Origin of the sequence: Streptomyces sp. NPDC090798 (assembly GCF_044768965.1) — a bacterium.
Taxonomy (GTDB): Bacteria; Actinomycetota; Actinomycetes; order Streptomycetales; family Streptomycetaceae; genus Streptomyces.
In genome coordinates this window covers 1-12,410 of the sequence record NZ_JBIVXA010000038.1, presented here as the reverse complement: position 1 = coordinate 12,410, position 12,410 = coordinate 1, and the positions used below count along the sequence as shown (strand labels likewise).

At 70.7% G+C, this 12,410-nt stretch carries 11 protein-coding genes; 4 read left to right on the top strand and 7 right to left on the bottom strand.

All coding sequences use genetic code 11. The features are described 5' to 3' along the window. Positions 1-40: 40 nt before the first annotated feature. The 6 genes from ACIQTP_RS45020 to ACIQTP_RS44995 all read right to left on the bottom strand — a co-directional run bounded on the left by ACIQTP_RS45020 (position 41) and on the right by ACIQTP_RS44995 (position 6,251). Positions 41-466 carry a WXG100 family type VII secretion target gene (locus tag ACIQTP_RS45020; RefSeq protein ID WP_403411535.1) on the bottom strand — a complete coding sequence of 142 codons (426 nt, stop codon included), beginning with the start codon at positions 464-466 and terminating at the stop codon, positions 41-43. Positions 467-545: 79 nt separating this feature from the next. Then, a complete protein-coding gene (locus ACIQTP_RS45015) occupies positions 546-1,388 on the bottom strand; it encodes a poly-gamma-glutamate hydrolase family protein (protein WP_403411533.1) in 843 nt (280 codons plus the stop codon). Positions 1,389-1,524: 136 nt separating this feature from the next. Continuing rightward, the gene (locus ACIQTP_RS45010) at positions 1,525-2,604 is read right to left on the bottom strand and encodes a hypothetical protein (RefSeq protein WP_403411531.1); all 1,080 of its coding nucleotides are present in this window, start codon (positions 2,602-2,604) and stop codon (positions 1,525-1,527) included. A gap of 80 nt (positions 2,605-2,684) precedes the next feature. Continuing rightward, the gene (locus tag ACIQTP_RS45005; protein WP_402035023.1) at positions 2,685-3,623 is read right to left on the bottom strand and encodes an N-acetylneuraminate synthase family protein; all 939 of its coding nucleotides are present in this window, start codon (positions 3,621-3,623) and stop codon (positions 2,685-2,687) included. A gap of 14 nt (positions 3,624-3,637) precedes the next feature. Further along, positions 3,638-4,870 carry a cytidylyltransferase domain-containing protein gene (locus ACIQTP_RS45000; protein ID WP_403411527.1) on the bottom strand — a complete coding sequence of 411 codons (1,233 nt, stop codon included), beginning with the start codon at positions 4,868-4,870 and terminating at the stop codon, positions 3,638-3,640. A 73-nt stretch (positions 4,871-4,943) separates the two neighbouring features. Beyond that, on the bottom strand, positions 4,944-6,251 hold the full coding sequence (locus ACIQTP_RS44995) for a DUF6716 putative glycosyltransferase (protein ID WP_403411524.1): 1,308 nt from the start codon (positions 6,249-6,251) through the stop codon (positions 4,944-4,946). Positions 6,252-6,449: 198 nt separating this feature from the next. Here ACIQTP_RS44995 and ACIQTP_RS44990 point away from each other — a divergent pair, with 198 nt between their 5' ends. The 3 genes from ACIQTP_RS44990 (at position 6,450) to ACIQTP_RS44980 (ending at position 10,111) form a co-directional block, all read left to right on the top strand. Then, positions 6,450-7,430, top strand: a complete 981-nt coding sequence (locus ACIQTP_RS44990) for a glycosyltransferase family 2 protein (protein WP_403411521.1) — start codon at positions 6,450-6,452, stop codon at positions 7,428-7,430. Further along, positions 7,427-8,761 (top strand): alpha-2,8-polysialyltransferase family protein, encoded by a 1,335-nt coding sequence (locus ACIQTP_RS44985; RefSeq protein ID WP_403411518.1) that lies wholly within the window; start codon positions 7,427-7,429, stop codon positions 8,759-8,761. Before ACIQTP_RS44990 ends, ACIQTP_RS44985 begins: the two co-directional genes overlap by 4 nt. A 165-nt stretch (positions 8,762-8,926) precedes the next feature. Further along, a complete protein-coding gene (locus ACIQTP_RS44980) occupies positions 8,927-10,111 on the top strand; it encodes an acyltransferase family protein (protein WP_403411515.1) in 1,185 nt (394 codons plus the stop codon). A 14-nt stretch (positions 10,112-10,125) separates the two neighbouring features. On the opposite strand, the gene ACIQTP_RS44975 is transcribed toward ACIQTP_RS44980, so the two are convergent. Next, complete coding sequence (locus tag ACIQTP_RS44975; RefSeq protein ID WP_403411513.1) at positions 10,126-10,776, bottom strand: TetR/AcrR family transcriptional regulator C-terminal domain-containing protein; 651 nt, start codon at positions 10,774-10,776, stop codon at positions 10,126-10,128. A 124-nt stretch (positions 10,777-10,900) separates the two neighbouring features. Between ACIQTP_RS44975 and ACIQTP_RS44970 the strand changes: the two genes are divergently transcribed. After that, on the top strand, positions 10,901-12,319 hold the full coding sequence (locus ACIQTP_RS44970) for an FAD-dependent oxidoreductase (RefSeq protein WP_403411620.1): 1,419 nt from the start codon (positions 10,901-10,903) through the stop codon (positions 12,317-12,319). Positions 12,320-12,410: the final 91 nt, after the last annotated feature.

The following is a 12,410-nucleotide window of genomic DNA, read 5'->3' as shown; positions in this document are numbered from 1 at the left end:
TCCCCCGGTACGTGAAATGTGCATCGTGGTCTGCGGGAGGTCAGAGGGCGTCAAGGCCGCTGCTCGGGCGCGCGGCTGGGTTCGCCGACACGGCGTCCGGGTTCGGGGTGGAGAGCCGGGCGACCTCGCTGCCCACGTCCACCCGAATCTGACGCATCCGCTCGACCACGGCCAGTTCCTGCTCCGTGAAGCCGTCGCGGCTCAGCCGCACGGCCTGCTCCAGGTGCTTCATCACTTTGCGGATGCGTACGGCGTCCTCGGTCGCCGCCCGGTGGAACTCGCGGTACGCCGTCGCCGCCGGGCCCCGCCAGCCCGCCTCGACGCGGTCGACGATCGAGTCCATGCGCTTGACCTGCTGGTCCAAGTGGTCCTGCATGTCATCGAGGTCGTTGGCCAGCTTCGTCAGGTCCTCGTGGGAGGCTCGCAGATCTCTTGGGCTGCCCTGAAGGCCCGAACGGTCTCCCACGCCGACCCCCGTCGCGTCAGTCCGTCAACTCCCGTGTTCGCACCGGTGATCCTAACAACTCACGCTCAGCACGGCTGGCTCACAGCACCGTCTGCCCCGCCTCCACCCGGTCGATCGCCCTGCGGGTCGCGGCGGCGAAGGTCCAGAAGGACGGGAGGAGGTTGGTCGCGCGGTCGGCGATCGTGTTCTTGCCGTCGGCGAACATCGCGGTGCGCAGGGCCGTGGTCATCTCCAGCTGGGCACCCATGCCGAGGAGTGTGCGGTTGCAGATGTTGTCCGGGTCGATGCCCGCGATCTCCTCCTCCCCCGAGGCCGTCACCGCGCGGATCCCGGCCGCGGTGAACTCCTCCATGAGGTAGTGGCGGAAGGTGGAGTTGAGGCCGCCTACGAGGACGGCCGCGGCGCCTGGCTCCAGGCCCGCCTGCTCCGGCTTGCAGCCGTGGAGGGAGAGGACGTTCAGGCTGCCCGCGCACAGGGAGCGGGCGATCGTGTCGTCGCAGTGGGTGGAGGTGACGTGCAGGTCGCCGTTTCCGGTTCTCATCAGCCCTTCGAACATCCAGAAGTCGTGGACCGGTCCGGCGGGCGGGGTGGGTGAGAGGTCGGCGGGGTCGTAACCGGCTATCGCGAGGCAGAGTTCCGAGGTGCCCCCTTCGATGCCGCCGCCGTGCGGGGCGATGACCGTGGAGCGGAGGAAGGGGGCGCGGCCGGCCGTGCTCCGGTCGTCGATCAGGTGGCGTCTGGAGCGGCGGCCCCAGTCCGTGCCCTCCGTCCAGGCGGGGTTGGCGTACAGGGCCGTGTTCGAGGCCTGTTCGGCGGCTGCCGCGGGCGTGGCGGTCGCCGTCGCGGTCGCGGCGGCCGTGACCGTGCTCAGGACGGGTGTCGCCGCGAGCGCGGTGAGGAGGGTACGGCGTTTGATCTTCATGACAACCGAGGATGTCAGCCGAAGCGGCCCGCCGGGCGGTGAATGCCCGGCGGGCCCCGGCCCGCCGGGTCAGGTACGCCGGGTCAGGTACGCCGGGTCAGGTACGCCGGGTCAGGTACGCCGGGTCAGGTACGCCCTATATCGCCGCCACCGACGACAACCGGTGTACGTCCCGTGCCGTCCCCGTCACCCCGGACAGGAAACCCTGGGCGCGCGGAGAGGCGTTCTCGGTCAGCCAGGCCGGGTCGATGTCGCAGACAGCGACGCGGACCTCGGTGCCGGCCAGGGCCAGCGGCAGCGTGTGGACGACCGTGGAGGGGAAGCTGAGGATCGTGCGGCCGATGGGGCCGCGGCGGGCGATCAGTTCCAGGGGGAGGTCGGGGCGGACGATCTCCAGGCCGGTCTCCGCGGCCAGCCGGTGGAGCTTTTCGGCGCTCTCGCGGCGGTGGGCGAAGTAGCGGGTCGCGCCGTGGGACCTGGCGAGGGTGCGGACCGCCTCGAGGTAGCGGTCCCCGTCGACGACACCCGTCTCGACGAGGGACGTTCCCACCAGGTCCGCGCCCTTGGTGAGGCGGGGCGGCCCGAAGCGGGCCCGGGTCCAGGAGAAGTCGTTGGCGGTGACGCGCACACCGATCGGGGTCTCGTCGATCGGCATCGAGGAGAACACCTCGACCGTACGGTGCTCACCGGGCGTCAGCCGGCGCCGGGCCAGGGAGGACACCGGGGCGAAGAGCAGATCGCGCGGGCCCGGTCGGCCGCCCTTGCGGTGCCAGCGGACCAGGCGCTCACCACGGGCGAGCTGGGCGACGAACTCCATCGTCGCCGTGCCGTCGTCGACCACGACCAGGTCGGGGGCGCGGGTGATGGTCAGGAGGAGCTGCACATAGCGGGAGAACGGGTCTCCCATGACGATGCGGCGGGCCCTGCGCAGCAGCGGGGCGAGGCCGCCGATGGTGTGGAAGGGCGCCGTGGTGCCACTGCGCGCCTCCTCCCAGCGGACCGAGTGGCCCTCGTCGCGGGCCAGTTCGGCCATGCGACGCAGTTGGCCACGGGTCATGGGGTCGTTGGGGGACAGGACGACGAGGGTGAGCCCCGCGTCGGGCGCCGTGCCGTGGTGGACAGAGGTGTGTGCCCATTCCAGCACGTTCAGGAGCTGTACCGGACTCTCGACGAAGGCGAGAGTGTGGGGGCCGGTGGATCCGGCGCGGGGGCTCATCGACGTACGACCGTCCTGTCGTAAGGAGTTGTCGTAGGGAGGTGGGAGGTAACGCGTGGGGGGTTCGAGGGGTCAGGGCCTCAGACCGCGAGCGGCTCGCCCGCGGCCGCGGCGATCTCGGCCTCGGCGACGACGCCCGTGACGCGGCGCAGCTTCTTCATGGGGCCGAGCTCGGACTCGTAGACCTTCTTGACGCCGTCGCCGAGGGAGGCCTCGATGGTGCGGATGTCGCGGACGAGGCGGGTGAGGCCCCCCGGCTCGACGGAGGCGGCCTGGTCGGAGCCCCACATCGCGCGGTCGAGGGTGATGTGACGCTCGACGAAGGTGGCGCCCAGGGCGACCGCGGCCAGCGTGGTCTGCAGGCCCGTCTCGTGACCGGAATAGCCGATCGGGACGTTCGGGTACTCGGCCTGGAGGGTGTTGATGACGCGGAGGTTGAGCTCCTCGGCCTTCGCCGGGTACGTGGAGGTGGCGTGGCACAGGAGGATGTTGTCCGAGCCCAGCACCTCCACCGCGTGGCGGATCTGCTTCGGGGTCGACATGCCCGTGGACAGGATGACCGTGCGGCCGGTGGCGCGCAGGGAGCGCAGCAGCTCGTCGTCGGTGAGGGACGCGGAGGCGACCTTGTGGGCGGGGACGTCGAACTTCTCCAGGAAGGCGACGGCCTCGGTGTCCCACGGGGAGGCGAACCAGTCGATGTTCTTGCTCTTGGCGTAGTCGTCGATCTGGCGGTACTCGTCCTCGCCGAACTCCACGCGGTGGCGGTAGTCGATGTAGGTCATGCGGCCCCAGGGGGTGTCGCGCTCGATGTCCCACTGGTCGCGCGGGGTGCAGATCTCCGGGGTGCGCTTCTGGAACTTGACGGCGTCGCAGCCGGCCTCGGCCGCGGCGTCGATCAGCTTGAAGGCGTTCTCGAGCTCGCCGTTGTGGTTGATGCCGATCTCGCCGACGACGTAGACGGGGTGGCCGGGGCCGGCGGTCTTCGAACCGAACGTGCGCAGACGGGAGTTGGTGCTCATGGTGAAGAAGTTCCTTACTTGTCGAGGGAGTCGAGAGAAGGACCGAGGATCCAGCTGGCGATCTCTCGGATCGCGCCGTCGCCGCCGGGGACGGTGGTGACCGCGCGTGCGGCGCCGCGCACGACGTCGTGGGCGCTCGCGACCGCCACGGGCCAGCCCACGAGGGCGAAGCACGGGAGGTCGTTGACGTCGTTGCCGACGTAGAGCACGCGCTCAGGCGCGATGCCCTGCTCCTCGCACCACTGCTTCAGTGCGAGGTCCTTGCGGTCGATGCCGTGCAGGACCGGGATCTTGAGCTTCCGGGCCCGGGCGGCGACCACCGGGTTCTGTTCCGTGGACAGGATCAGCATCGTCAGCCCGCTCTTGCGGAGGGCGGCGATACCGAGCCCGTCTCCGCGGTGCACGGAGACGAATTCCCGTCCGTCGGAGTCGATCAGCACCCTGTCGTCGGTCTGGGTGCCGTCGAAGTCGAGGACGACCGCGTCGATGTCTTCGGCGGTCGGGAGCGAACCGGGTCGGTTCGCGTCGAAGAGGGGGGCCAGCGCGCGGGCGCGGGCGAGGTCGTGCGGGTCGTCGATCTCCAGCACGCGGGCCGGGTCGGTGCGGACGAGCTCCGTGCGGCCGAAGAAGCGGTGCTGGTGCTCGCGCAGGCCCGCCGCGTCCATGGCGTAGGCCGCGCCGGTCTCCAGGAGGTCCTGGGGCCGGTCCTGGCGGCGGGGCCGGAAGGACTTGTCGTGGTTGACGCCGTTGCCGCCCTTGGTGGACTCGTCGGCGTCGTCGCGCCAGATGAAGCCGTGGAAGTTGGCCACCGTCAGCGCGGTGTCGGCGCCGTTCTCGGCGACCGCCCCGGCGACCCCGTCGATGTCCTCCCGCGTGATGAACGGGCTGGTGCACTGGACGAGCAGGACCACGTCGACCGCGGATCCGTGCAGCGCCTCGTGGGCGTCCAGGGCGTGCAGGACGGCGGCCTCGGAGGTGGCGGTGTCACCGGCGATGGCGGCGGGGCGCAGGACGACCTCGGCGCCCGCCTCGCGGGCGGCGGCGGCGATCGCCTGGTCGTCGGTGGAGACCACGACGTCCGTGACGAGCCGCGTCGCCCGGCACTCGCGCACCGCGCGGGCCACCAGCGGCACTCCGCCGACCGGGAGGAGGTTCTTGGCGGGGACGCCCTTGGAACCGCCGCGCGCGGGGATCACCGCGAGCACCCGGCGCACCGGCGCCGCTTGACCCGCTTCCGAGTTGGTCATGCGCTGTTCTCCTTGACGAGGGACACGGGGAAGATCTGAGGGACCGGCGGAAGGCCTGAGGGATCGGCGGTGGTCACAGCTCCCCCATCCGCCGGATCACGGGGGCCACACGCTGCACTCCGTGGCGGTAGGCGCCGCGGGCCGCCCGGCGGACGATCTGCCGTACGGGGCTGGGCTCCTTGTCGGCCGCGGGGGCGCCGGGCAGCGGGCTGCCGTCCGGGGCGAGGTGGTGGCGGGCGAGGATCCCGGGGAGGTAGCCGGGGGCGGTGACGGGCGTGTAGTAGGGGGCGAGGGGCAGCAGTCCGGGGGCCGCCAGCAGGCCGGTGATCCGGGCGCGCGCCTCGTCGAAGGCCGTCTCGTACCGGCCGTCGGCCGCCACGCCCTGCCGGGCCACCCACGCCGGGTCGGGCGCCGGCTCGTGTCCGGCGTCGAGCTGGTCCCAGGAGGCGAGGCAGCCGGAGCCCACGAAGTGGTGGTTGCCGAGCGCCTCGCGCACCCCGAGGTCGCTGAGGACGACGGTGGGGATGCGGCGGTGCAGGGACTCCAGGGCCGCCGTGGAGCTGATGGTGACCAGCAGGTCGGTGCGGTCGAGCACCTCGCCCATGTGGCCGTACACCAGCCGGAAGTTGGCGGGCAGGTCGGTCTTCTGCGCCAGCTTCTGGTAGGGCAGCTCCTCGATGTGCGTGGTGTGTTCGCCCGGCTTGGAGCGCAGTTTCAGCAGCACCTCGCGGTCCGGGTGGAGGCGGGCGTGCTGGATCAGCCGGTTCAGCAGGTACGTACGGTCCTTGCGGTTCTCCGGGACGGAGGGCTGGGCGGCGAAGACGACCGTGTACGGGTCGTGCTTCTCGTAGGCGGCGCCGCCCAGGAAGGGCAGTGCCACCTCCGTCACCGAGGAGGCGTCGGCGCCCACTCCCTCGTACACGGCCCGGAACCGCTCCGCGTCCTGGCGGGAGTTGGCGAGGACGAGGTCCGCGCCGTGCCGCAGCAGCAGGCCGTCGGTGAGCTTCTCGTAGACGACGCCGACATAGCCGGTGACGACCACGGGCCGCTTGGTCCGCCCCTCCCAGACGTGGGCCAGGCCGTGCAGGATCGCCTGCACACCGCCGCCCACGAGGGCGACGACGAGGACGTCGTACGGCTCCCCATCCATGGCGCGCAGGAATTCGACGGCGGTGACCTCGCGGAGGGAATCCGCGCGGACGCCGACTTCTTCGAGTTGGCGGGCGGTGGGGGTGGCTCGGCCCCGCAGGAGATAGCCGTCGAGCAGAATGTCCGATTCATTCGGTGAAATGCGATTCGCGGTGAGCGAACCCCATTTCCACCGGGTGTCGGAATCCGCGAGAACGGCGACCCGCAGGGACTTCCTGGTACTTGCTGGCACGTCCAAGACGCTAGGAAGCCATTCCGAGTTGCGGCCCAACCTGAATGCAACAAACGGTTAACAGCACATCGACGAATGGCGAATCGGGCCGTGATCCTGCCGGAAATCAGCTGGGTTCACGGCTTCGCCACGCGTCGTTCACCTGACATCTCACCAACGGTCAAGACGAATGCTGGGCCGCCGCCTAACGTCACGTGGGTGGTCAAGCTCTCCGTCATCGTGCCGTTCTACAACGTGCAGCAATATGCACCCGACACCTTGAAGAGCCTGCGTGCGAACGCACGTGAGGACTTCGAATTCGTTCTCGTGGACGACTGTTCACGAGACGAGACACCGGACATTCTCGCGCGCGCGGAGCGCGAGCTCCCCGGCGCGGTGTATGTCAGACACGAGAAGAACGGAGGACTGGCGACCGCGCGCAACACGGGCATCGACGCGGCGCACGGCGAATACCTCACGTTCCTCGACGGGGACGACTGGCTCGCCCCCGGCTATTACGAACAACTCGTCGCCTCCATCGAGCAGTTGGGCTGCGACTTCGTCCGTACGGACCATGTCCAGTGCACCGCGCGGGCCCGCACCATCCACAGGGTCCCGCACGGCCGGCGCGGAGTGGTGCTGAACCCCCGCGACGCGATACTGCCCGCCGACCGCTCCACCTCCGTCGACTACGCCTACGCCTGGGCGGGCATCTACCACCGCCGGCTGGTCGACCGGGGGCTGCTGCACTTCACCGACGGCCTGCGGACGGCCGAGGACCGGCCCTGGATCTGGAAGCTGCACCGGGAGGCGGAATCCTTCGCCACGGTGGGCCTTCTCGGTGTGTTCTACCGGCGTGGTGTGGCCTCTTCCCTCACCCAGATCGGGGACGTGCGCCAGCTCGACTTCATTCGCGCGTTCGACCAGGTGGTGGCGGAAACCGCCGCGGACCGCGACGCCGAAAAACTCCTGCCCAAGGCCGTGCGCACCTATTGCGCGATTATTTCCCATCATCTGGGATCCATCGAAAGGTTCGAGCCGGCAGTGGCACGGAAACTGAAGTCGATGAGCGCCATCGCTCTGCGGAATATGCCGCAGGACGTGCTCGACGACGCCCTCGACTCGATGGACATCCAGCGCGCCACGCGGCTGCGCCGGCTGCGCCGCCGTCCGGCTCCCGCCACGGGGGTGGCCGCGTGACCACCCAGATCTTCATGGCGTCCACGCTGTACGGCACCGCCACGCTGGCCGCGGCCCTGGACACCGACTGTTTCGGCCCCGCCGACCGGCGCATCCTGCTCGTCTCCAACAACGCGGCGACGCCCGAGACGACGCCCGGCGTCGACGAGATGCCCGGGTTCGAGCAGCTGCGCGGCCGCTTCGACGACGTGATCTCGTGGAACGAGACCATCTCCCCCTTCCACCCGGGCGGCTGGGCCCCGCGGCTCGACGACGTCCCCCTGTGGGAGCGGCATCTGCGGCTCGCCTGGAACCTCGGCGACGACGACATCGAGCTGGCCGTCGAGTCGATCCAGGTCAACCCGGCGCTCGGCATCTCGCAGATCTTCATGGGCGCGCCCGTCACCGTGTACGCCGACGGCCTGATGAGCTACGGCCCCACCCGCAACAAGATCGACCCGCTGGTCGGCACGCGCGTGACCCGCCTGCTCCACCTGGACCTCGTCCCCGGCCTCAAGCCGCTGCTCCTCACCGAGTTCGGCGTCGAGCCGGAGATCGTGCCGACGGACGCGTTCTCCAAGGTGCTCGCCGAGCTGGTCGACACCGGCGACGAGCTGCCGTTCGTCGACGAACCGACCCTCCTGCTCGGCCAGTACCTCTCCGCGCTGGACATCCTCACCGCCGAGGAGGAGGAGAACCTCCACGTACGGATGCTGAAGGGCGCCCTCGCGCTCGGCCACACGCGTGTGGTGTTCAAGCCGCATCCCTCGGCCCCGGCCCGCTGGTCACGCCTGCTGGAGAAGGAGGCCGAGAAGCTCGGCGCCGACCTCACCGTGCTCGACACGCCGGTCCTCGCCGAGGTGCTCTACCAGCGGATGCGCCCCGCCCTGGTGGTCGGCTGCTTCTCCACCGCGCTGCTCACCGCTTCGGCCCTGTACGGCCTGCCGGTCGCCCGCGTCGGCACCGGCCCCCTCCTCGACCGTCTCACGCCGTACGAGAACAGCAACCGCGTCCCCGTCACGATCGTGGACGCACTGCTGCCCGAACTGACGGACGAGTCGGCGGTCAACGAGCAGCGCCGGGGCATGGACGTGGCGGAACTGACGGACCTCGTCCGGGCCGTCGGCTTCGCGATGCAGCCGAAGATCTACCCGGATCTGCGCCCGGCCACCGAGGCCTTCCTGACCAGGCATCTGAACCACCACACCCGGCGCTACTTCAAGCGCAAACGCCTCACCTCGCTGGCGCTGCCCGGCGCGGTCCCGGCGCAGCTGGCGTTCATCCCGCGCAACGCCACCGTGCGCCGGGTGGCGCGCCGCGCCCGCTCGCTGAAGCGGGCGGTGGGTCGCTGATCCGGTTCCTGGGCCGGGCCGTCGCAGGCCGGCCCGGGAACCCGAAACGACATACAGGTGAACGCCCACGGACCGTCGGGCGAATCGTCGGTCGGACGACCAGGTGGACCTTATTAATCGGATTAGTGTGCTGTGGGTCCACTGAGTCCCGTTGAGGGGAAACCTGTGATCGACTCGCGCGAGGCCGTCCAAGTGGCCTCCACGGGCACCGTGGCCCGCACCGTCCTGCCACCCGCGGACGTACCGCCCCCCGCGAAACCGGCGGGGCCCCGGGAGACGCGGCTGCGCGCACTGGACGGACTGCGGCTGGTCGCCGCGCTGATGGTGGCCGCGTACCACTACGGCGGGCGCGACGGCGAGGTCGCGAAAGCCTGGGGCAGCTCGCCGCGCCACCAGTTCCCGGTGCTGCACGGGTACTTCGCGTACGGCTGCCTGGGCGTCCAGGTGTTCTTCGTGATCAGTGGCTTCGTCATCTGCATGAGCGGCTGGGGCCGCCCGCTGCGCTCGTTCTTCGCCTCCCGTGCCTCCCGGCTGCTGCCCGCGTACTGGGCCGCGATCATCCTGGTGACGGTGGTGTTCGCACTGCCGATGGTCGCGTTCAAGACGGTCGCGCCGAGCGACACCCTGGTCAACCTCACGATGCTGCAGTATCCGCTCGGCGTCGACCGGGTCCTGGGCGTGTGCTGGACGCTGTGGGCGGAGGTCCGCTTCTATGCCCTCTTCGCGCTGTGCATCGTCCTGCCCGGCGCGAACCGCCGCCGCGTGATCATGTTCTGCGCCGGCTGGACGCTGGCCTACGCCATCGCCCAGGGCGCCAAGATGCCGCTGCTGGACATCGTCCTGATGCCCCAGTACGCGCCGTACTTCATCGGCGGCGTCGGCCTCTACCTGGTGCACCGCGACCGCAAGGACGTGTACGCCTGGGGCATCGTGGCCGTGAGCTGGCTGATCGGCCAGCACTACGCGGTGCAGGGGCTGTGGCACGCCCCGCAGGCGGGCGGCTTCTCCTACCGCACCACCTACGGCATCGTCCTCGTCGTCACCTTCGGCTACGTCGCGGTCGCCGCGATCGCCCTGGGCTGGCTGCGCTGGGCCAACTGGCGCTGGCTGACGGTCGCGGGCGCGCTGACGTACCCCTTCTACCTCGTCCACGAACACCTGGGCTGGGTCGTCATCAAGGCCCTCCACCAGGGGCTGCACATCCCGTCGTACGCCACGTTCCTGCTGACGGCGGCGAGCATGCTGCTGCTGGCCTGGCTGCTGAACCGGTACGTCGAGAACTGGCTGACGCCGAAACTGCGCACGGCGCTGTCGAAGCCCCGGCCGACCGTGGGGGCGTCTCGGCCGTAGGGCACACCGCCGCTTCAGCCGATCCCGTACCGCGTCCCGATCCCCGCGATCACCAGGGCCAGCCCTTCTTCGAAGTGCCGGTCGTAGTCCTCGAAGATCTCCGCGCCCGCCGCGGCCGACAGAGGGAAGTCGGCCATCCGGCGGGCGCGGTCGTCCACGTCGTATCCCTCGCGCCGCTCGCCGGGGAGCGGCTGGACGCCCTGTTCCTCGGTGACGAACCCGAGGGTGTAGAGGTAGGCCGTCGTGGCCGCCCGGGCCGCCTGGGCGAGGGTGAAGCCCGCGTCCGTGAGCAGGCGCAGGTTCTGTTCCATCTCGACCGCGTGCAGAGTGCCGGTGAAGCGTGAGCCGCTGAAGACCCTGGCACCGTCGCGGTAGCTCAGCAGCGCGGCGCGCAGTGCGCGGTTGGCCGCCAGCAGCCGCTCCTGCCAGGTGGCGTCGGGGTCGACCGGAGCGGCCTCGGTCATCCGGCGGTACATCTCCGTCGCCATCTCGTCGAGCAGCGCCTGTTTGTCCTTGAAGTGCCAGTACAGGGCGGGTGCCTTGACGTCCAGCTCCTTGGCGATGGCGCGCAGGGTCAGGCCCTCCAGTCCCCCCTCGTTCAGGAGTTTCAGGGCGGTGTCCGCGACGCGCTTGCGGTCGAGCGGCGCTCGTCGTTCCGTACTCACACTTGACAACTTAACACCGTTAAGGCCACGCTCGGAACCGCCGGAACTTAACGGCGTTAAGGAGAGTGTGGTCATGGCAACACAGACAACGGCGGCAGCCGCGGGCCGGGATGTGAACTCGGGCGTGGACGTGGACGTTCTGATCGTGGGGGCGGGCCCCGCGGGTCTCGCCCTCGGCGTCGACCTCGCCCGGCGCGGGGTGGACGCGCTCGTCGTGGAGCGGACCGACGGTCTGTTCCCCGGCTCGCGCGGCAAGGGCATCCAGCCGCGCACGATGGAGGTCTTCGAGGATCTCGGCGTACTCGACGCGATCCGCTCGGCCGGTGGCCCCTACCCCGTCGGGATGATCTGGCAGGACGGGGAGCCGCAGGGCGAGCACCGGATGTTCGACCCGGCCGAGGCGAGCGACGGTTCGCCGTACGCCGAGCCGTGGATGGTGCCGCAGTGGCGTACGCAGGAGATCCTCTTCGCGCGCCTCGTCGAACTGGGCGCAAGCGTCGCCTTCGGGCGCGAACTGCTGACGATCACCCAGGACGCGGACGGGGTGACGGCCCACTTCGCCTCCGGCGCCGCCGTCCACGCGCGGTACCTCGTCGGCGCCGACGGCGGCCGCTCGACGGTGCGGCGCGCGCTCGGGATCGCCATGACCGGCGAGACGGTCGACCCGCATCCGGCGCTGGTGGCCGACATCCGCGTCACGGGCCTGGACCGCGACCACTGGCACGTGTTCCCGCCCCGGGACGACGACGGCTTCCTGGCGATCTGCCCGCTCGCCGGCACCGAGGACTTCCAGCTCGCCGCCCGGTTCCCGGAGGGGACCGAACCCGATCTGTCCCTGGAGGGCGTACGGAAGGTCGTCGCCGCCCGCTCGCACCTCGCCCCCGAGGCCGTGACCGAGGTGCGCTGGGCCTCGGACTTCCGCCCGCGGGCGGCGCTGGCGGACCGCTTCCGCGCGGGGCGGGTCTTCCTCGCCGGGGACGCGGCACACGTCCACTCCCCGGCCGGCGGCCAGGGCCTCAACACCAGCGTCCAGGACGCCTACAACCTGGGCTGGAAACTGGGCTCGGTGCTGGGCGACGGCGCCCCGGAGGCACTCCTCGACTCCTACGAGGAGGAACGGCGGCCCGTCGCCGCGCGCATGCTCGGCCTGTCCACGGCCGTCCACCGCGGCGAGGCCCGGCGCAGCGCGCAGACGACGGGCCAACTCGGCCTGGGCTACCGGGACTCGTCACTCTCGACGGACCTGCGCGAGGGCCTTCCGCAGGACGCACTGCGGGCCGGTGACCGCGCCCCGGACGGCACCCTCCCCGACGGCACCCGGCTCTTCGACACCTTCCGCGGCCCCCAGTGGACCCTGCTCGCGGCCGGCCCGGAAACCCGGGCGCCGGAACTCCCCGTCCGCACGGTCGGCATCCCCGCGCACGAGTCGTACGGCACCGGCCTCTTCCTGATCCGCCCCGACGGTTACGTGGGGTGGGCGGGCGCGACGGCTTCGGAGCTGCGGGAGTACGCGAGGCGCCTGGGCGTCCTCGACAGGGCCTAGGTGTATTGATCACGAGCGTTGTTGACACTCGCCGGTGCTTGATCATGGCGAAGACCTCCGGTGTGGTGGAGCTGTCTAGGACTGCACCGCA

Coding starts and splice junctions, on each gene's coding strand:
- ACIQTP_RS45000 (WP_403411527.1), bottom strand. CDS start 4,870: ATGACCAACTCGGAAGCGGGTCAAGCGGCGCCGGTGCGCCGGGTGCTC.
- ACIQTP_RS45015 (WP_403411533.1), bottom strand. CDS start 1,388: ATGAAGATCAAACGCCGTACCCTCCTCACCGCGCTCGCGGCGACACCC.
- ACIQTP_RS45010 (WP_403411531.1), bottom strand. CDS start 2,604: ATGAGCCCCCGCGCCGGATCCACCGGCCCCCACACTCTCGCCTTCGTC.
- ACIQTP_RS45005 (WP_402035023.1), bottom strand. CDS start 3,623: ATGAGCACCAACTCCCGTCTGCGCACGTTCGGTTCGAAGACCGCCGGC.